Origin of the sequence: Paenibacillus sp. FSL R5-0744, assembly GCF_037972555.1 — a bacterium.
Classification (GTDB): domain Bacteria; phylum Bacillota; class Bacilli; order Paenibacillales; family Paenibacillaceae; genus Paenibacillus_AQ.
Map to the genome: position 1 here is coordinate 4,380,072 of NZ_CP150228.1, position 20,476 is coordinate 4,400,547.

Annotated in this window: 17 protein-coding genes and 1 pseudogene; 7 read left to right on the top strand and 11 right to left on the bottom strand. The window is 38.2% G+C overall.

Annotated features, from left to right (window positions below):
* Nucleotides 1-134 precede the first annotated feature (134 nt).
* The gene (locus MKY19_RS19375) at nt 135-998 is read right to left on the bottom strand and encodes a MurR/RpiR family transcriptional regulator (protein ID WP_060622962.1); all 864 of its coding nucleotides are present in this window, start codon (nt 996-998) and stop codon (nt 135-137) included.
* Between the two features lie 305 nt (nt 999-1,303).
* Nucleotides 1,304-1,644 (bottom strand): annotated as a pseudogene (locus tag MKY19_RS19380) (MMPL family transporter); the annotation flags it as partial.
* Between the two features lie 339 nt (nt 1,645-1,983).
* On the opposite strand from MKY19_RS19380, the gene MKY19_RS19385 reads away from it, so the two are divergent.
* Both MKY19_RS19385 and MKY19_RS19390 read left to right on the top strand, forming a co-directional pair.
* Nucleotides 1,984-2,685 carry a response regulator transcription factor gene (locus tag MKY19_RS19385; protein ID WP_076299296.1) on the top strand — a complete coding sequence of 234 codons (702 nt, stop codon included), beginning with the start codon at nt 1,984-1,986 and terminating at the stop codon, nt 2,683-2,685.
* A gap of 6 nt (nt 2,686-2,691) precedes the next feature.
* The gene (locus MKY19_RS19390; protein WP_339796989.1) at nt 2,692-4,083 is read left to right on the top strand and encodes a HAMP domain-containing sensor histidine kinase; all 1,392 of its coding nucleotides are present in this window, start codon (nt 2,692-2,694) and stop codon (nt 4,081-4,083) included.
* An 82-nt stretch (nt 4,084-4,165) separates the two neighbouring features.
* On the opposite strand, the gene MKY19_RS19395 is transcribed toward MKY19_RS19390, so the two are convergent.
* The 4 genes from MKY19_RS19395 to MKY19_RS19410 all read right to left on the bottom strand — a co-directional run bounded on the left by MKY19_RS19395 (nt 4,166) and on the right by MKY19_RS19410 (nt 8,499).
* The gene (locus MKY19_RS19395; protein WP_076285453.1) at nt 4,166-4,519 is read right to left on the bottom strand and encodes a YxeA family protein; all 354 of its coding nucleotides are present in this window, start codon (nt 4,517-4,519) and stop codon (nt 4,166-4,168) included.
* A 5-nt stretch (nt 4,520-4,524) separates the two neighbouring features.
* Nucleotides 4,525-6,444 (bottom strand): ABC transporter permease, encoded by a 1,920-nt coding sequence (locus MKY19_RS19400; protein ID WP_339796993.1) that lies wholly within the window; start codon nt 6,442-6,444, stop codon nt 4,525-4,527.
* Nucleotides 6,431-7,198: an ABC transporter ATP-binding protein gene (locus MKY19_RS19405; protein ID WP_339796996.1), complete on the bottom strand. Its 768-nt coding sequence runs from the start codon at nt 7,196-7,198 to the stop codon at nt 6,431-6,433. Before MKY19_RS19405 ends, MKY19_RS19400 begins: the two co-directional genes overlap by 14 nt.
* A 152-nt stretch (nt 7,199-7,350) precedes the next feature.
* On the bottom strand, nt 7,351-8,499 hold the full coding sequence (locus MKY19_RS19410; RefSeq protein WP_339796999.1) for a VanZ family protein: 1,149 nt from the start codon (nt 8,497-8,499) through the stop codon (nt 7,351-7,353).
* Nucleotides 8,500-8,683: 184 nt separating this feature from the next.
* On the opposite strand from MKY19_RS19410, the gene MKY19_RS19415 reads away from it, so the two are divergent.
* Nucleotides 8,684-9,736 carry a DUF418 domain-containing protein gene (locus MKY19_RS19415; RefSeq protein WP_339797001.1) on the top strand — a complete coding sequence of 351 codons (1,053 nt, stop codon included), beginning with the start codon at nt 8,684-8,686 and terminating at the stop codon, nt 9,734-9,736.
* A gap of 66 nt (nt 9,737-9,802) precedes the next feature.
* Here MKY19_RS19415 and MKY19_RS19420 read toward each other — a convergent pair whose 3' ends face one another.
* Nucleotides 9,803-11,443, bottom strand: coding sequence for an alkaline phosphatase (locus MKY19_RS19420; protein ID WP_339797003.1), 1,641 nt, complete (start codon nt 11,441-11,443; stop codon nt 9,803-9,805).
* Between the two features lie 171 nt (nt 11,444-11,614).
* Entirely contained in the window at nt 11,615-11,989 is a 375-nt protein-coding gene (locus MKY19_RS19425; protein WP_339265795.1) for a hypothetical protein, read from the bottom strand.
* A gap of 193 nt (nt 11,990-12,182) precedes the next feature.
* On the opposite strand from MKY19_RS19425, the gene MKY19_RS19430 reads away from it, so the two are divergent.
* Nucleotides 12,183-12,572: a hypothetical protein gene (locus tag MKY19_RS19430; RefSeq protein WP_339797007.1), complete on the top strand. Its 390-nt coding sequence runs from the start codon at nt 12,183-12,185 to the stop codon at nt 12,570-12,572.
* Between the two features lie 2 nt (nt 12,573-12,574).
* Nucleotides 12,575-13,027: a M23 family metallopeptidase gene (locus MKY19_RS19435; RefSeq protein ID WP_339797009.1), complete on the top strand. Its 453-nt coding sequence runs from the start codon at nt 12,575-12,577 to the stop codon at nt 13,025-13,027.
* 195 nt (nt 13,028-13,222) lie between these two features.
* Here the strand turns inward: MKY19_RS19435 and MKY19_RS19440 are convergent, their stop codons facing one another.
* From MKY19_RS19440 to MKY19_RS19450, 3 genes are read right to left on the bottom strand one after another with little or no spacing between them, the layout of a single operon-like run.
* Nucleotides 13,223-14,359 (bottom strand): glycosyl hydrolase family 18 protein, encoded by a 1,137-nt coding sequence (locus MKY19_RS19440; protein WP_339804405.1) that lies wholly within the window; start codon nt 14,357-14,359, stop codon nt 13,223-13,225.
* A gap of 4 nt (nt 14,360-14,363) precedes the next feature.
* The gene (locus MKY19_RS19445; RefSeq protein WP_339797012.1) at nt 14,364-15,464 is read right to left on the bottom strand and encodes an acyltransferase family protein; all 1,101 of its coding nucleotides are present in this window, start codon (nt 15,462-15,464) and stop codon (nt 14,364-14,366) included.
* Between the two features lie 45 nt (nt 15,465-15,509).
* Nucleotides 15,510-16,835 carry a glycosyltransferase family 2 protein gene (locus MKY19_RS19450; protein WP_076299301.1) on the bottom strand — a complete coding sequence of 442 codons (1,326 nt, stop codon included), beginning with the start codon at nt 16,833-16,835 and terminating at the stop codon, nt 15,510-15,512.
* Between the two features lie 642 nt (nt 16,836-17,477).
* On the opposite strand from MKY19_RS19450, the gene MKY19_RS19455 reads away from it, so the two are divergent.
* Both MKY19_RS19455 and sstT read left to right on the top strand, forming a co-directional pair.
* Nucleotides 17,478-18,827, top strand: a complete 1,350-nt coding sequence (locus tag MKY19_RS19455; RefSeq protein WP_339797017.1) for a lytic polysaccharide monooxygenase — start codon at nt 17,478-17,480, stop codon at nt 18,825-18,827.
* A gap of 234 nt (nt 18,828-19,061) precedes the next feature.
* The gene (gene sstT / locus MKY19_RS19460; protein WP_339265804.1) at nt 19,062-20,291 is read left to right on the top strand and encodes a serine/threonine transporter SstT; all 1,230 of its coding nucleotides are present in this window, start codon (nt 19,062-19,064) and stop codon (nt 20,289-20,291) included.
* The last annotated feature ends 185 nt before the right edge of the window (nt 20,292-20,476 follow it).

Consider the following 20,476-nt stretch of genomic DNA (forward strand, 5'->3'; position numbering starts at 1 on the left):
ACGTATTCATCATGTAGATAATCTGACATGGATTGATAAATAGTATATTTAAGTATACGAAGTGAATGAAATACAAAAAAAAGAAAGCATTGATCCATGATCAATGCTTTCCTCCACATTCATTCTATCAGAACCTAATTTCTAAGTTTTTTCTTTAATATATTATGCGTTTTTGTTAAGTAGGTTTTTACTTCTTCATATTCTGCACTTGCGACACCAGCAAATAATATGTCGATGATCGTAAGCATCGCAATACGCGAGCCCATAGCCCCACTGCGGATTGTTATTTCAGGTGTGGATATGCTCAGTACAATATCCGCCCGCTCCGCAAGCTCACTTTTATTGTACTTCGTAATCGCAATACATTTCGCTCTATTCTTTTGGGCAATTTCCAGTGCATCAATAATATCACTAGTTGCTCCAGAGTTAGAAATGAAAATGGCAACATCATCTTTCTCAAGTAAAGTTGCTGCCGTGAGCTGACTATGACCATCTGTATAGGCATGACACATCTTATTAATTCGAGAGAACTTCTGTTCCCCGTCCATACAAACGAGTCCCGAAGCACCTATTCCAAAGAAAACAATTCGCTTACTATGACATAGTAATTCTACAGCTCTTGTAATTTCTTTTCGATCAATAACACTAAGCGTATCCTCAATGGACTTGCAATTATTCAATGAAATATTTGATATAATTGTCGAGAGATCATCACCTGGCTGAATATCTGTATATTGAGCCTTTGAATCCTCATCACGAGAACCCAAAGATGCCGATATACTCACAATAAAATTGCGGTATCCGCTGTAACCCATCGTCTTACAGAAACGAAGGACAGATGCATCGCTTGTCTTACTCGATTGAGCCAATTCCTTAATCGACAAATGAGGGATCTCTTCCGTATTTTCTAAAATGTAATCTCCGACCAATCGTTCAACTGGTGTAAAACTCTCTCGCATCTCACGAATTTTAATTAATACGTTGTCATTTAGACTCATAATCTACCTACTCTAGATTTAATTAACACCTTTAATAATATCATAAACAATATAAACAACCTATTTCAATAACAAAATACGTTTTGGCATATCAAAAGCAAATATTAATTAATCTATTAAAATCATCCTACTCTTAGATCATCTGGTGACTTTACGTTGATTATAGCGTAATAAAGTTGTAAGGTATAGTCGATAATTATATACCTTCTGATATGGTGAAACAAGGGACCACAAAGGTCCCCGAAGATTCTTTCTATTGTTCTCAGCATACGTATAACGCATGTATTTTTACATTTTACTGCCGTCTAAATATGACTCGATTTATCAACTACATTCTTTGATGTAGCACCGTTGCTTGAACCATTTAATTTGCTAGCAAGCTGCTTTAATGCAGTCAAGAACACCGGCATGGCCGCTACACTTAGTAATAATAGTGCAATGATTAATACGAATGCTACCTGTATAAGTGTCATTACGCCCGAAGGAATCAACGCGGCGCAGGTGCCTCCTAGAATAAAGGCAGCAGACAATACTACACCAACCATATAACGTGATGCCACTCAATTCTTGATCCAACATCCCCTTCAAGCTCGTTGTACCGCATCATCAGGAATATGCTGTAATCAACGCCCAGGGCTGCAATCAAGCCATCTAATGGATTCCAAAAGCTGTCTGCAAGTTCTTCTTCGAGCTCAAGCGAATACAGTAACTCACCTTCTTCCATCATTTTAGCGAACATCTTCAAAGGGCCATATACAGTGCGATCAATGCCATGGAAGGCAGGGGGCGAAACAATTTTTCCTCCTTACCTGATTTGGCTATATCTAGAATGAATTTTAATAAATCACCGAATATTGCTTTGCTATGTTCGTCTAAGTAATACCCATCTTCATGCAAGCCTTTCTTTTGCGATTTTTTTGCGCAAGAAATAAAGAGTCCTTTATAATGTAATAATGTACATAAAGACGGATTTGGAGGAAAACAAATGGCAAGTCATAAATGGGTATTAATCATAGACGATGAAGATGATTTAGCTCGTCTGATGAAGGCAGTTTTACATAAAGAAGGTATTGCAGACGTTGTAACTGCCGGGACAGTTGCAGAGGGCTGGGACAAGTTTCAGGAGTATAATCCTGAGCTTATCTTGCTAGATATTATGCTACCAGATGGAGAAGGATATGACTTATGCAGAAAAATTCGGGAAACATCAAATGCACCGATCTTATTTATGTCTGCAAAGGATGAGGAAATTAATAAGCTGTTAGGACTGGCGATAGGTGGCGATGATTATATTACTAAACCGTTCAGTCCCAAAGAAGTTGCCTATCGGGTAAAGGCACAACTGAGAAGAGCTGGCTTTACAGAGGAAAAAAAGGCTCCGAAAAGTTTGCAAGTGGGCCCCTTTGAGCTCAGTGCCAATGAGACAGAATTAAAAAAGAATGGCGAACCCCTTGTGCTTACCGCCAAAGAAGTCGGTTTAATGAGCTGTTTCATGCATCATCCGAATCAGATCATAAGCAAAGAAACCTTGTTTGAACAGGTATGGGGTGAAGATTTTTTTGGTTCCGATAATACAGTGATGGTACATATTCGGCGCTTACGCGAAAAAATTGAGGCCGACCCTTCAAATCCTTCCTTTATTTTGACGGTTAAAGGGTTAGGTTATAAATTAAATACCAAGGAGTGAGACTAGTTGAAATGGAAATTGACACTCCGCTTTTTAAGATCGGTTATGACTATTGTTGTGATCGTTGGTATTGTAAACGCGATTTTGTTCCTTTCCTTATTCGTTATAAAGGTAAATAATAATAACTTTGGCACTGAAGAAGCATCTGCAGAAACCTTTAGCCGGACCTTTTCACAATACGTAGAATTACAGGCTGGCAAACCTGTTGTGAATGAAGAAGGTCTCAAAAAACTACAAGAAATGAGCGCCTGGGTACAATTCTTGAATGACCAAGGGGAGCAAGCAGCTGCCTTTTATACCCCTAAAGAATTGAAAACAGAGTATTCTCCTATTGAAATTGTACAAATGTATAAATATAAAGAATTAGATGCACGCACGACGGTTTTTGTCAGCGAAGCCCAAAATTTCAGTTACTTTTTAGGGATTAATAATCCAAAAATAGGCCGGTACGTAATGACCTATGACTACGCTAAAATTTTCAAAGATGTTAATGTTTTTCTTTTCATTTTTTTAATCGTTGATGTGCTTATTGTAATCCTCATTGGATTTCTATTTGGGAAAAAGTTAACTGCACCCCTTCATACATTAATAGAGGGTATTCAACAGCTCAGGGAACGACGTTTTAAGAAAATGCCTACTCCCAAAGGTGTTTATGAAGATGTTTTTCGTAATATGAATGAACTATCTGAAAAGCTCGATCGACATGAAGAGGAACGTAAACGTCTCGATCAAATGCGTGAGGAATGGATTAGCAATGTTTCACATGACATGAAGACACCACTTGCTTCTATTCAAGGTTATGCAGAATTTATTAACGACAGTGCCACAGATTTAACAGCCCAAGAATTACAGGAATACACGTCAATTATCAAGAGTAAATCGATGTATATGAAAGATCTGTTAGATGACCTCAATTTAACGACACGTTTGCGTAATCACCAGCTATCCCTGCAATTTGAAGAGGTGAATCTCGTTCAGTTCCTACGAGAAATAACGATTGAACTTTTAAATGACCCGACCTTTGGTGAACGGCAGATAGAGTTTGAGGCAAATATGGTTAAAGCCGTACATAAAGTAGATAAAAAATTACTAAAACGAGCGATCCTTAACTTTATCTACAACGCGCTGGTGCATAACGATGAAAATGTTGTGGTGAAGATTCGAGTGGAAACCATTAGTCCGCATACCCAAATTACAATTTCTGATAATGGCCAGGGTATTCCAGCTAAAGATCTGGAACAGGTTTTCGAACGCTACTATCGGGGTACAAACACAACGAGTAAGCATGGAACTGGGTTAGGTATGGCCATCGCCAGAGACATTATTTGGGCTCATGAGGGGAACCTCGATTTGACGAGCGATGAAAATACCGGTACCACCATTACTATACTTTTATAATACAGATGACTTACTTACTCATTAGGCAGAGAAAAGGGCTGTTCTCCACTTACTTTATTGGAGACAGCCCTTCTTCAATTTATTAGTTTTTTAGTGCCTTTAGCGGAATATCCTCTAATTTCACTTCATCGTATGAGGAGACTTGATCCCCTTTTTTTACATACATTTTCAAGTAGGCGCCTTTACGAAGATTTTTTTGTGCATTAAATTCCAGTGGAATTGTAGTACCTTTAGCATTTGTAGCCTCTAGTGTATAAGAATAAGAGGTCATGACCGAACCATCGCTCAGTTTATATTCATGGGGTTCCCCATCCTCAGTGATTTGTAAGTAGTAATTTTCGGCATTGAAGCGATTGAAATCAATCTTGGCTATAGCAAAGACCCCTACAACTCCAATAACAAACAAAATACCCATAGTAATTAGAAATTTTTTCATCTCAATCATCCTTCTGTTCTATTATTTAGTGTGATAATACGATTGTAAGAAGCTACGGTTAAGAAATAATACAACCCGTAAATTACGGTATAAGCAATCATCCAGAGCAACACAGGTTTTGCTAAATCTATCATCAGTAGACTAGAGAATGCTTTTAAAGCCACTACACTATGCAATAACCCTACTACAAGCGGTACAACAAAGATGACGAATACCTGTGACGCAATTGATTTTCGCATTTCTTTTGCACTGACACCCATTTTATGCAGCATATTGTACTGTGATTTATCCTCTTCTGCCTCTGTTAAAACCTTAAAATAAATGATACTGCCTGTAGCAGCCAGAAATACTAGACCAAGGAAACTTCCGATAAACAGTAGAGACCCCACACCTTCCAAACTTGTTTGGTAATCTTGTGGACCACTTGAAAATAACGCTTCTTCAGGTAATTGGTTTGCAATTTTTTTAGATAAATCTACAGAAGCATCATCTACCCCAAGAACACGATAGTGCAGCACTTTCCCATCATTTTGCAACACTTTATACTGATCCTCCGAGACTACCACGGTTATACCTGCTGTACCTACATTCAATACGCTTTGCGTTTTAAAGCTTTGGAATGTGAGAGGATGGCCGTTGCCTGTTGTTATAGTTTTCCCTGTATATATTGGTGAGAACCTTTTGTCATATCCGATATCTAAAATAACCGCGTAGCTGTCCTTTACATCTAATTTTTCTTTATGTTGTAGACTTGCTAATTGGTTGTATGTTTTTTCATCGATAACTGTATATTCTCTTTTATCAGAGCTATCGAATGTTGATGGCGAGTTTAACTCTTTCGTATGAAACGTAATGGATAGTGCTTCAATATTTTTATCGTATTTTGTATCTGATACTACAGCACTCACTTGCTTGTCCATTTCTGCATCTGTGGATTGATACATAAAGGTATTCGGATTAATCGTTTTCGCCGAGTCATTCGTATTGTAATAAAGGCCATAGACCGCTCCACCGGCAGTTACTGTCGTAGCACTCAACACGGCAATCACAGTTAATGTACGTGCGTTCCCACGAATACGATAGAGCAGCTGCGAAATAGTAATGACATGAAGGCCTTTCCAAAGCCACCTTTCATTTTTCTTAATCATTGCTAACACAAAGCCAGTCACACTGTGGAACAATAAAAATGTACCCAAAATAACCGTTGTTAAAATAATTAATACAGTCAAGGGGAATCCAATTTTTTCCCATACTTTAGAAGTGAAAAGGTCCTGCATTGCAAGCCAATAGCCCAAGACAATGAGTAACACTCCAAGAACAGCTACTATCATAGATGGTTTAGGCGCCACTTCTCCCTTTTTGGAAGCATGAAATAAATCAATCAGCTTAAATTGATAGATCAAGCGATAGCCTTGAAACGATGTTACTAAGAATATAACTAGAAACACGATAGCCGTGTTCATCGCTGCCGCCGCTGAAAATGTAAAGGGTGCTACAACGTCATAACCCATTAATTGAATTAAAATCGTCATAAATCCTTTTGAACATAGGAACCCAAGTACAATTCCTACTACTAAAGAGAATAATCCTAACAATAAATTTTCGAAAAAGAGCATAAAGCCTATTTGACGATTACGTACCCCTAGCAACGCATACAATGCGACTTCTTTTTTACGTTTTTTCATAAAAAATGAATTGGAATAAGCAATAAATATGAACACGAAAAAGATGAGAATGACTGCCGCCCCACTCATTAGTGAACCAAGTTTTTGGGATGAAGCCGTCTGTTCTGCTATCGTATCGCTATATTTTAAGGTCACAAATGTAAAGTAAATGATGATACTAAACACCATCGATGCAATATATAAAAAATATTGTGAAAAGTTTCTGGCTATATTTTTTCTTGCTAGACTAAATAACGTCATCTACCTCACCCCCAATGGCCGCATGAACATCTAAGATTTCTTGGAAGAAGGCTTTGCGTGTCTGATCACGACGAAATATTTCTGTTGAAAATGAACCATCCTTGATGAAAATGATCCGGCGGCAGAAGCTTGCGGCAAAGGCATCATGAGTCACCATCATAATGGTCGAGTTGTTATTTTCATTTAAAGTGCTTAAGCTTTCCAATAAATCTGTTGCTGATTTAGAGTCAAGCGCACCTGTTGGTTCATCAGCCAAAATCAGTGCAGGCTCTGTCACGAGCGCTCTAGCCGCAGCGGTTCTTTGCTTTTGACCACCAGAGATTTGGTAAGGATATTTTGCCAGTAGATCTTCAATCCCAAATACTTTAGAAATCTGAGTCACGAGGTGACTGATTTTCTTCGCTGGAATTTTAGCAATCGCCAGAGGAAGCAATATGTTCTCCTTTACAGTCAAGGAATCGAGTAAATTGTAATCTTGGAAGATGAAGCCGAGATGTTCACGTCTGAAGTCTGACAAGGCTGCTTCCTTCATATCATGAATACTCTTGTTCTTCATATAAATCTTCCCTTCAGTTGGGGAATCAATAGTTGCTAACAAATTTAGCAAGGTTGATTTTCCAGCGCCCGAAGGTCCCATAATCCCTACAAACTCACCTTCATGAATGTCAAAAGACACGTTTTCTAAGGCTGTGTAAGCAGCACTTAACTTCCCGTATACTTTTTTTATGTTTTCTACTTTTAATAATGGTTCCATTCATTTCACCTCATAATTTGCTGATACTTATACTATAGGCTGTGAACCTTACAGCAAATTCATGCCAACCTTACAAAAAGCTTAAATCCAAAAAAAGAGGTACCCCATAGCCATTAAAGACTACGGGGTACCCCTTTACGATTGAAAAGAATTCATTTTTTTCTCGTTGTATATAAATCAGAAGCTTCATCAAAGTAAAAGCGGCGTTTTTGTTTGCCAAACACGACTAATATAACATGAATGAACAACACGATCGTTAAAATGATAGAGGTCAATGCTGCACCTAACGTTAAGAATATAGATGCCTTATAGAATGGAGAATCCATTGATAGTTCCACGTTATTCAAAGTATTCGCAATGACTGTTATGAAGTACATCGCGTAAATGGCACCAAAGCGTTTAAATAATCGCTTGTTCGTTTCCACTCGACTTATTTTACTGTCATAGCGATAACGCATTATTTTTGTACCGATTGTCGATCCATTCCAAATCCATGGAATAATAAACAAAGTTACAGAAAGTGTAATTGTGCTCGCAATAAATTCACTAACCATATTAACGTTGGTCATACTCAACACAACTTTAACTACTATGTTGCTGATAAATATATCAATCATAACAGCCAGCAACACAGACATCCCTCTTACTTCATCAAGAGCTAATAATCTTTCAGCTTTCTCATTAATTTTCTTTTTGGATGGGAATAACGCCAACACGGCTGGAGCAATAAAGAAGCCCAGTACCCCGCCAGAAGTATTCAACAATAAATCATCCACATCAAAAATACGATAAGGGCAATTATAAATCCCGAAAATACCGGTTACCTGTGTTATCTCATAAAATAATGTTAATAAGAACGTGATGCCTAGAGCTTTCTTCCAGTGTTTCTTGTCTTGAAAAAAGTATCGCAAATAAACACCAAAAGGTAATAATAGCAAGAAATTAAAAAAAGCTTGATAGAATGAGGGTTGGCTAAATAACAGTCTATAAGTTGCAGGCTGTGATAACACGATACCACTATTCCCTAAGGTGCTCACTATAAATTGAAATGGCATAAGTGAATAATGTTGTGTGCCCGGTTTTTGTAGTGAACAAGTATCGCGTATCTCTGGCAACGGCAACAAGACTAAAAATAACGCTGCTAGAAAGTAAAAAATAAACGAAAATGAAATTAACGTGGTAGAAAATGGCAGATAGTTATACTTTCTATATGTATAAATGAGCCATGGGATAAATAAGGCGAATGCTAAAACCACAAAAAAGATCGCTGCCACAAAGATTGGTTGAGTATATGCTGACATTTCTAGTTCACACCCCATAATTATTTAGTATTCATATTAACCATAAAACTGATTCTAATTCAACTGGAGTTGGAACATTTTATCATATTTAAGGATCCTGTAATGTTGGCATCAATTTAATGTAAGGTTCGCAACTTATACTGACTTCTAAGCAAATGAAACTATTTTCAAAGGAGAACTATTAATGAATCCCTCGATTTCACAAAAAGAAAGAATCGTTTCACTCGACATCATTCGCGGGCTTGCTCTTTTTGGCATTCTGCTGATAAATGTTGGAGCCTTTAAAGTTATTATTGAAGGAGATCCCTTACCAGACTATAGTGGCATTAATGGAATCATCAATACTTTGATAATCATCTTCGTACAAAAAAAGTTCTTTTCTATTTTTTCATTCCTATTCGGAGTAGGTCTATACATTTTCGCCTCAAGAGCCGAAAGTCGGGGAGATAAACCTAGATGGCGTATGGCTAGACGTTTACTGATCCTCTTGCTGCTGGGAATCATTCATGTATTTATCTTTTGGGGAACCATTCTACCCGTATACGCCATTATCGGATTGTTTCTGATCCCTTTTTATCACACAACGGTTTCTACACTTAAAAAGTGGCTTATGGGTATGACATCCATTTACATCATTTCCTTGATGGTAAAAATATTTTTACCCTCTCAAGGGGCAATCTCATCTATCCTTGATATTTTTTCTAATGACGCTATGCAAATCTTTATTATGTTTTTAGCTGGTTTTTTAACTGCAAAGTCAGGTTGGCTGACACATATACAAGAATTATCAAAACCAATTAGATGGATTCAAATAGCATCATTTCTTTTGTTCGTTGGTTTCTCATTATGGATTTGGAACGCTTCTCAAAGCGGGAGCAGCAATGTAGATTCAGTTACGGGCTTAGGATCACTTCCAACCACTTTGTTTTACTTAACAACATTATTTCTACTATTAGAAAACAAACAAATGGTGAAATTCCTGACACCCATATCACGGGTGGGTCAAATGGCATTTACAAATTATGTAGCTCAAAGCATTATAGGGACGGCAATCATTTCAATGATAGGTCTCGAAGTCGTTTCACCCAAAGATATTCTCTACATCGCTGTTCTGATTTATATTATTCAAATCATTTGTAGTACCATCTGGTTCAAGTTCTTTTCCATGGGACCTTTAGAAAAGCTTTGGCGCTTGATGACCTATGGAACAAAGCCTGCAACAAAAAACCCCTCATAAAAAAGGGGTTTTCGGGTTTAAGCGCTTTAACTTTTAGTCGAAGAATCATGCCATGAACTCTAATAATTAGAGAATCAAGTCTAATGCATCCTGTGAAATCCACACTTTATCTTTAATCATTACTGTCAGTACATTGAGTTTCGTTGTTTTGCCATCCAGAATGGCGATGTTTTTATCTATAGGCAGCTTGAGAACTTGGCCTGCTTTTTTCACTACAACCACCGGATTAGTCTTATCGGTCTTATCTAGGGTGATCGTAGCTCCTTTGGCCTTGAATTTATCACTGGATACGTACAGTGTATCCTGAAGTTGCGCCAGATTTAGTCCGGTCACTTCTTGAATATACTTATTCACATCCGTATTCTGGATTACACCGCTGTTCACGAAATCGGTCGGTTTATAATTAGCCGGATGGTAGGCGAACAATCCAACCTCTTCCGATGTGTGATCATCCGTAGAGAAGGTTACGCCTATCTTATTCCCCAAGATTTTACCGATGACCGGCGAAAGGTTATCTTTCATTCCTAATCTGACTTGATCCGCTTCTTCTTTTGTTAAATCACTAAGTCCATAATTATCCGCTAGGACCTTTTTGAAATTGTGCTCATTAATACTGCCTTCAATGTAATAACTGGTGTGCTTCGCTTTCTTCAACACGGAGACTAGGTCTTTGGTGGAATCATAGTTCGTCATATTGAGCCCGCCAGTAGCATGATCCGAAACGGACAAGACTGCTGTATTTCCTTCTTTTTCTGCAAAATCAACAGCGGCTTTGAAAGCTTTATCAAACGCTAATGTCTCACTCATAATCCCCACCGGATCGTTATCATGATCGTACCAGTCAATCTGGCTTGCTTCGACCATCAGAATAAAACCTTTCTCGTTCTGTGACAATTTCTCTATCGCTACTTTGGTCATTTCAGCAAGGCTCGGTTGCTTTTGCGGGTTCAGATCAAAATCAGCATCCAGTGCTTCGGGGTTGAACAGCCCCCAGATTTTATTCGTTTTAGAATTCATCAAACCTGTCTTATCCGTTACGTATTCATACCCATTTGATTTCAGGATTTTGGTAAAATCTTCTCCGTCCTTACGGTTAATGTCTTCTTTGCCGGGTACCAAATACCCGGAGCCACCCCCGAGAAGAACATCTACGCCACTGTAGACCATCTGTTCTGCAATAGACTGCGCATTGTCACGCGTGTATGCATGACTTAAAAATGTAGCTGGCGTCGCATCCGTTAATTCACAAGTAAATACCGTTCCTGTACTTTTCCCGGCCATTCTCGCTGCATCCATAATCGTAAGCAGAGGTTTGTTCACGTCCTCTGGCTTAACTGCGTCCACGAACGGCATCGTGATTCGGTCGGGCAGTATGGATACCGTCTCACTCTTAACCTTATGGCCAGTGGCATAAGCCGTAGCTCCCGCAGCGGAATCTGTGGTAAGTGAATCCGTAGAATAGGTTCTGACCAGCCCACTGAAATACTTATCCATTGCAAGCGCCTGTCCTCCTTGATACCATCTGGCCAAGTTCACATCGGATAAGCTCATCCCATCAGTAATAAACAGGATTACGTTCTTGACCGATTTGTTGGTAGGAGCATCAGAGTTATTGGCGCCACTGGCGTAGGTCGTTCCGTTACCTGCTGCAAGCAGACTGCAAACCATAACTGTACTGCAAATTCTCCCGATAACCTTTTTGCGCATTTGAATCCTCCTCTAGCAGATTTTGTTAAGTACGTATCTAGTTTAAAGGAGGATTGTTTGCGGGAGCAGCACCTATTCTCTTTTAATATATTAAATTCTGTGCATATTTTGACTTGACCTGTGCTACTGATATTTATAAAAAAAGGGCGCCCTAGGGCACCCTTTGCATTATTATTGTCTTATTACGAGGATATCTCGAGGCGCTCTACCAGTGCTTTGAATTTGGGAAATTTCGGAGCTTGTAAGGATACGGCCTACCAATATAAACGAAGATGTGACATTGTTAAAGTTAAAATTATTCAAGTTCGCTACGTTTTGGCTGCCACGGAACACACGGAACGATCCCTGAAAGTTAATTCGTGAAAATAGTACAAGCGTTACTTCAGAGCTCTGCACAACATTTCTGAGACGGAAACTCGAGAGAACGTTGTTAAACCGAAACGCTCCAAGATCACGAACCGCAACTCCTCCACGTCTGAATCGAATCCTGCGATTGGTAAAATTAGTACCCGACCAAAGAGCAAGACGTATATCACTGTTGGCCAACTAAATCAACTCCTTCTCTGAGATTGATATAGTCTATTACCAACATTAAAGAACGGTACAAGACAAATACAGTTGTACAAATGTTTGTTTTCCAGATTTCCCTGCGGTGATATTATCCATAATAGCAGTCGAAGTGATTTTCCAGTTATATTCGTCTAACTACTATATACTTTCTTATACGTTAGGAGCGAATATGAAAAGAATCATTCAAGCATTCGGGTATTTAGGTAGTACAATTTTAGCTGCAGCATTACTGTCATGGATCTGCGTATTTTTGATTAACGGCTTACCTGGTGTCTATGCATGGATGGCACTTAAATTTATCATCCCAATGCTAGGTTTCGTAGGAGTATTATTAAATATCTTTTTAATATTAGTTTCTATTATCAAGAAGAAAAGAATTTCCGATAAATGGATGCCTCTCGTTTTATGTACTTTATTAGCTTCACATTTCCTCCTGACCATGAATATTATACAGTTGGTATATCCTGTACGTATAATCAACGTCCACCCTTCAGTCACAGTTAAATGGCCATTTTCTGAGCAAACAGTTGGCCTTCGGAACGTTGGGCCTATGATTTAGTCATGGAACCCTATAATACAGGAAGTACTAATCTGGAAGATTACGGAATTTGGAAGCAAAAGGTCCTATCACCGGTATCTGGAACGGTTATTGCAGCTTTTGACGATGAATCTGATATTGTGCCAGGTACTGAAAAATTCATTTCCATGGAAGGAAATCACGTTTATCTCAGGATTGATGCGACGGGAACCTACTTATTACTTAATCACCTCAAACAAGATAGTGTTACCGTTGCAGTTGGAGATCACGTCAATGCCGGTGAAGTGCTTGGACATGTAGGAAATAGTGGTTCCACATCAGAACCCCACCTGCATATTCATCATCAGCGCCAAGACCCAACCCAAACCCTTTTGCCTATTCTAGCAGAAGGACTGCCGTTATACTTTGAAGATACAAATGCAAAGGCTATGCCGATAAAAGGAACAGAAGTCACGCCAATGCGCAATGAACTATGATCTGGTGAAGAGTGAAGCTGTCTTTCGGAGGAGTTACCGTAGGAGGAATGGACAGCTTTAACAACGATGATGTTCAGCAAAGATGCGGGCGACTTCGGGCATAGACTTCAAATCAGCTTTAGGATAGCTAAAGAAAGAAAACACAAAAAAGAGGAATAAGCCTCTTCAGACTATTCCTCTTCTATTTAGCACTTGCTACTTATTCAGATTATCAGATAAGTACTTAACAATGCCGTCGTCAGAGTCTTGAGAATACTCCCACACCATGACACCAGCCAGTTTTTTATCTTTGATATATTTAACTTTTGCCTGCAAGGCCTCTTTATCTTCATACGTAATAAAAGTATCACCATCATATAAATAGGCCGTCTTCGCTGTATCGTCAAAGTATCGTTTAAATCCATCTTGGATCATATATTTTTCTTTTATCGTCTTGTAGCTTAAATCTACTTTGTCGATATTGATAGGTTTACCCAGTAAAAATGAGGCCTCCTTATTCACATCACTTTTAACATTCTCCCATCCGTAGGAATAAGCTGGAATACCTAGGAGAAGCTTGCTCGGATCAACATCACGATCTAAATATAAATGAATAATACGATCCACGCTGGTTTTGCTCTTTTTATGCTTATCTATAAATAAATTCGAATTATACCCTGTTGTATCTGACCAAGCTCCAGTCAAGTCATAGCTCATGACATTAATGAAATCCACATACTTTTCTACTTTTTTAACTTCAACGTTTTTGAAGAACCACTCTTCATTCCCTGCAGCAAAGGTTAAATAGTAATTTTTATTTTTACGCGGGAGTCTATCCAATTTTTCATCAAGTTCCTTCATTAGACTAGTAAAGTTCTTGGTATCCTCAGGTCGGGCTTTAGTCGTATTCCAGGAATCAAAGGCTGGATATTCCCAGTCTATATCGATCCCATCTAAATCTAACTCCTTAACCATTGCGATCATACTCTCAGTAAAGGAGTACCGGTTTTCATCCAATGAAGCATCGGAGAATCCGTCCGCTTTATACCCACCAACACCAAGTATGAAACTCGTTTTTTTATTATTTGCTTGCAGTTTCTTTATATTTTCTTTAATGATCTCATTTTTAGCAGGGTCTAGATCAAAATATACATTGGTTTTATTAATTTTGGCAAAGGCGAGAATAGCAATATCAATGTTTTTGTCTTTTAGCTTAAGATCTTTAAAATCTTTCCATAACGGTATGTACACGGAGGTTATTTTTTTGTCTGAATCATTGAGATTGTAATAGTAAATTCCCATGCCTATAGCTAATATAGCTATGAAGATTTTTGTATATACACTTATTTTCATCATGTTAACTTCTTCCCCCAAATAAGACATGTGTAATGTATCTATTTAGATTTAAGACTTTAACCGTGAAATAGCTGATTAAGAATATAATAATTACATTAAAAGTAAGGTTGCCTATAGATTGGAGTAGAGTAGCTTGTATTTCTGCTCTTCTGGATACCAATATTTCAATCAACAAGTGAATTAAGTAGATACTAAAGCTAGCTTTGGAAATGGAGCTAATTATTTTTTTGACTTTGTAATTTAACTTCTCGCTAATGGCGGTTTCTTTTTCTTTAAAATAGATAAACGTTCCAATAGCCATAAAAAATGTCGTGAGTGAATAGTTTCCATAGAACATTTCATCTAGCACACCACTGTACAAGGAAGAAAAATAGGTCGCTAATGGCGTTACAAAAAAGGATATAATGCCTAAATTAAAGAAAAGATTTTTGGCTTTCATCGATATCGTATAGTTAAAGAGATAATATCCCAGGATAAAATATCCTAAATAACCCATGAACAAAGGGATATTGGTTATAGGAATATTGATATATTCGGAGGCCAATCTGAATACAAGATCAGAGATGAATTTATAAACCACACTTATCAAGAACCATATCAGCAGATAATATTTTATATCCTTTTCACTGCATACTTTTACAAGTTTACTAATTAAAGGAACTGTTATATAGATCGCAATAATCGCGTATAGAAACCATAAATGTATATAATTCTTATCAAAGATTAAACCATACGAAAAATGAATGAAAAAATCATAAACGCCCATGCTGCTTTTTTGAATGAAATATTGGGTGTAAACGGCATAAATGAGTGACCAGCTAACTAAGGAAATGATTAAAGGAAGTACTTTTTTAATATAAAACTGCCGATATGATTTCACTTCCACTCGAAGGATCATCGCACCGCTTATCATAAAGAACACGGGCACAGCAAATCTGGATATCGAATTAAAAAAGTTGCTAATCCACCAAGCGGTTGTATTGAAATCATTTGTCCTTGTAAGCAAGTCTGCAGTGTAGTGCAGAATGATGACGGCAACGATGGCCATTATTCGTAATACATCTATAAATATAATTCGTTTATCATTCAATATATGATTCATAAGTACCTCCAGATGGGTAGTTTGTTAATAGCTACAGTTAGGAGACTAGCTGATACTTGAAACCCCTTTTCTCTCAACGAATCCCCAGCCCTCGTCATTATCAAAATATTTAAACGTGCCTACGATATTCATATAAAGCAGCAGATTTCGATAGGTTAGTAATTCAACTTGGCTAAACACAAACATCCGAATATAATCTTTAACTGAATAATTGCTGCCATATTTTTTGCATAAATAGAGAGAAATCCCGATTTGCAGCGCATTAATGACGATAACAGACAACAAGAGAATAATGGCCTGAAATAAATTGGTACCCAGAAAGAGCGATTGTATAAGATAAAAAACGCTTGTAAATGCTGTTAATGTACCTAGGATAAAACCATCTATAGCAAAAAAGAGACTGACGCCAACGCTAAACTTTCGTGATAATTTGGACCAATAGATTAATATGCAATCTACAAAAGCTTTTTGCCAGCGTATTCTTTGTTTATAAAAGTTACTTAAGTTTTCTGGACATTCCGTGTAACATACAGCTTCTGGCGCGTATACGAGTTTCTTATTTAAGTTATTCGCTTTAATAAACTCGTGAATTTTTAAGGTAATATCAATATCTTCTCCTACAGTACTTCTAAACCCGTTAACGTCCACCAATATACTCTTATAAAAAGCACCAAATGCGCCTGAAATAACGACAATTGAATTAAAAACCGATTGTGTTAGTTTTCTAACATAAAATCCATGGATGTAGCTGATAACTTGGCTTTTTATAATACCTTTACCAGTAAATTTATCTTGGATAACTCCGTTCCTTTTCTCAGCACCCTGTACGATCTTCACAGTCCCACCTAAAGCGATGATCTTATCATCTTGAAAATATTGATTTACATATTTAAGCGAGTTTATTTCCAGCATGCTATCCGCATCCAGCGTAATAACAATATCAGAATTCGCACAATCGATGCCGGCGTTGAGAGAATCTGCCTTTCCGCCGTTGAATTTATCAATTACAAATATTTTTTCATATTTCTCCGAATGATAAATCCCTTTAATAGCGCCGTATGTAAGCTTGCCCTCTGCTTCTCTGTCACTTATTGATAAGTCCAAAAGCTCATTTAATTTTTGAAACGTCTGATCCTTCGAACCATCATTAATAATAATGACTTCATAGTTACTGTAATTTAGGCCCTCCATTGCATCTATGCAATTCTTAATGGTGAGCTCCTCGTTATAAGCAGGAACTAAAACGGAGATCGATTTTTCAGCACAATCGTTGTTCAATTTCTTAACTTTACTGAAAAATAAAGGGATGACTGTGTAAAGAATTTGAAACCCAATAAAAATGAAGGTTGACAAATAAAAAAAGTATTGCATCTCCTCACTCCTTTTTATCTATTTAAAGCTTATAATTCTATGAATTGAACTGTTCTCCAGACAGTTAATCCCACACTAATATCAATTACTTACATCCTTTGTAAGTAATTCCAACTAATAATAGTAAATAAAACCAAAAATAGCAACCTTTGAAAGCGTTGTTATTGTAATTTTCTGAATAATATATAATTTACCGCTTTATTTTACATACAGTATTTTTCATTTTTCATCACAAAAAAAAGAAAAGAAAGAGAGAGAAATTAAGAAAATAATATATTTTGTCGTTTAATCATTCTAAATGAATCTTTCAAATTCCAAGAATTATATGGAACTATAAGGGGAATATAGATCGTGTTCCGAGGGAGAATTTTCATACTAAAAAATAGCATATTCTTTCTAAATTTGGTAGACAAATACCATTTATTTGCATATAATCACTATGGTGTTACAAAAATTGTTATCATTCAATGAATTTAGCCCTACGCACCTTTTTCTCTTACCTTTCATGTCGATATATGAGCTCTTTATGAGTTTATATAAATACGTTCAACAAAGAAAGGAGTTGTAATTGAGACAAAACGTTCGGGACTGAATGCATCATTTGTTCGCAGTGCATATTTTTATATAAAAAGGAGGAGTAAAATGTCATCTATCCGTATTTCTCATTCACCTAGGGTAAAGTTGTTAGCTTATGGGAGTATGATCTTGATTTTTTCATTGGTTGTAATGTTATTCCCGGAAAGATCCTTTTCTCACGGTTATGTTGAAGGACCTGCTAGCCGGGCTGCACTCTGTAAATCAGGACAAAATACAGATTGTGGCCCGATTGTTTATGAGCCCCAAAGTCTAGAGGCACCTAAGGGGTTCCCTGCTGCAGGGCCAGCAGACGGGAAGATTGCAAGCGCTAACGGAGCTTTTCCCAAGCTTGATGAACAATCGGCTACACGCTGGTCTAAAGTCAACATCTCTGCCGGACAAAATACATTCACTTGGAAATTGACTGCCGCTCATTCGACGGCCAGCTGGAAATACTATATTACAAAGCCCGACTGGAATCCTAACGCCGCTCTTACTCGGGACTCATTCGACCTGACTCCTTTCTATTCGGTGAACTATGGAGGTGTACAGCCACCCTTCACTTACTCAGACACGTTTAACGTTCCGGAACGTAGTGGATACCACGTCATCTTGGCTGTGTGGGAAGTCGCAGATACTCCGAACGCCTTCTATAATGTCATTGATGTCAACTTTAGCGGAAGCAACCCTGTCGATACCCAAGCTCCTTCCGCACCAACAGCTTTGACGGCAACTGAAAAAACATCCACCAGCGTTTCATTGGCCTGGAACGCATCCACGGATAATACCGGTGTAACAGGGTACCAAGTATTTAACGGAACTTCATTGGTTGCAACCGTATCCGGCACTACATTAAATTACACCGTATCTGGATTAACCGCGAATACTGCCTATACCTTTAGTGTCAAGGCAAAAGACGCTGCTGGAAATGTCTCAAATGGAAGCAATTCCGTCAGTGTTACTACTAATGCACCTGTCGGTAATGATACGGAAGCACCCACAGCCCCCGGCGGCTTACATGTTATGGGGACACCAACATCCTCCAGTATTCAGTTAATGTGGAATCCGTCAACGGATAATGTTGGTGTTACAGGCTACCGTATTTATAGAGGAACGACATTAATCACCACTGTACCTGGCTCCACAACGGATTATACGGTAACAGGTCTTAGCGCCGGTGCAACATATACGTTCAATGTACATGCCTTCGACGCCGCAGGCAATCAATCAGTGGCCAGCACCATCAATGGCACAACCGCTACAGCGTCTACAGCCCCAGCTTGGGCACCCAATACCCCTTACACAGTCGGTACATTGGTAACCTATAATGGTTCTGTGTATGAATGTCGTCAAGCCCATACATCGTTAACCGGTTGGGAGCCTGCTAATTCCCCGGCGCTATGGTTGTTAAAGTAATGTTGTAATAAAAACATTAAATACCTAAATCTTAAAAAACCACGAGATACAGTGAAACTGTATTTCGTGGTTTTTCACTGTTTCGATCATATCGTTCAATTACCTTTTCACAATTTTTGGCACTCGTACACGGCCGACAATTTTCATGATAAACTAACGTTAAATATTAACTTATCTCATTACAACTGCTGGCTGGGCTTAGTAATATTTCCATATTGAAACCGGAGGGAATACATGAAAACATTTATACTCAAATGGAACCAATTAAGCCTGGTAAAACAAATACTTATGGGGATTATAGTGGGGATTATCTTGGCTTTATCGATTCCTAATGCAACAGGGATCACCATTTTCGGTTCCTTATTTGTATTCTCATTAAAGGCGGTTGCGCCCTTATTGGTCTTGCTCCTAGTAATGACTGCCATCTCTAAACATAAAAAAGGCCATCAAACGAATATGAAATCGATTCTTGCCCTCTATGGTTTAAGTACTTTTTTGGCGGGGCTGACAGCAGTTATTGCAAGTTTTATATTTCCGGTAAGTTTATCACTTGTAAAGGGTGCTGAAGATCTGACTCCACCTGATGGGATTGTAGAAGTACTTAAGTCCTTACTGTTCAATGTTGTCGACAACCCGGTAAACGCCTTGATGAATGCCAACTATATCGGCATCCTAACTTGGGCTATCCTTCTTGGCATTTCTTTAAGAAATGCCCATGACAGTACAAAAAACCTGCTTGCTAATTTTTCAGATGCTCTATCACAAATCGTCAAATGGGTAATCAGCTTGGCACCGTTAGGAATCATGGGACTTGTTTTTGATACCATTACAACAAACGGGCTTTCTTCCTTGCTCGATTACGGAAATTTACTTCTCGTTCTTATTGGATGTATGCTATTTATAGCGTTTATTGTCAATCCTTTGATCGTATACCTGTATATTCGCAGAAATCCATATCCACTTGTTTTTAGCTGCCTGAAGGAAAGTGGAATTACCGCATTTTTTACTCGGAGTTCAGCTGCAAACATTCCTATCAACATGAGATTATGTAAAAAAATGGGGCTGGATACAGATACGTATTCGGTCTCCATTCCATTAGGTGCGACGATTAATATGGCGGGTGCAGCGGTTACGATTTCTGTCTTAACTCTCGCAGCTGTTCATACGCTTGGCATTGAAGTAGATTTTGGTACGGCGCTTATTCTTAGCATTCTATCCGCTGTATCTGCTGCAGGTGCCTCGGGTGTTGCCGGCGGTTCGCTTTTACTCATTCCGCTGGCGTGTAGCATATTCGGCATTCCGAATGATATTGCGATTCAGGTCGTTGGTGTAGGTTTCATCATAGGTGTTTTGCAGGATTCTTTTGAAACATCACTTAATTCATCCTCTGACGTACTTTTTACAGCAACAGCTGAATATGCTAAAAAACGTAAGGAAGGCAAGGAATATATCATTAAAGTCTAGAGAAAATGTTAAATAAGCAGGAGGCCTTAGGCCCCTGCTTATTTGTTTCCCCTTAAATTAGACAATTAAACAAAACGCTATTTGCAAGGTGAATAGAAATCCATTATTAGGCGTGCATTAAAATATGAGGCATCCTTATGAGACTGCCCTTGGAAGGAAAAAGACACTAGCATAGGCTAGTGTCT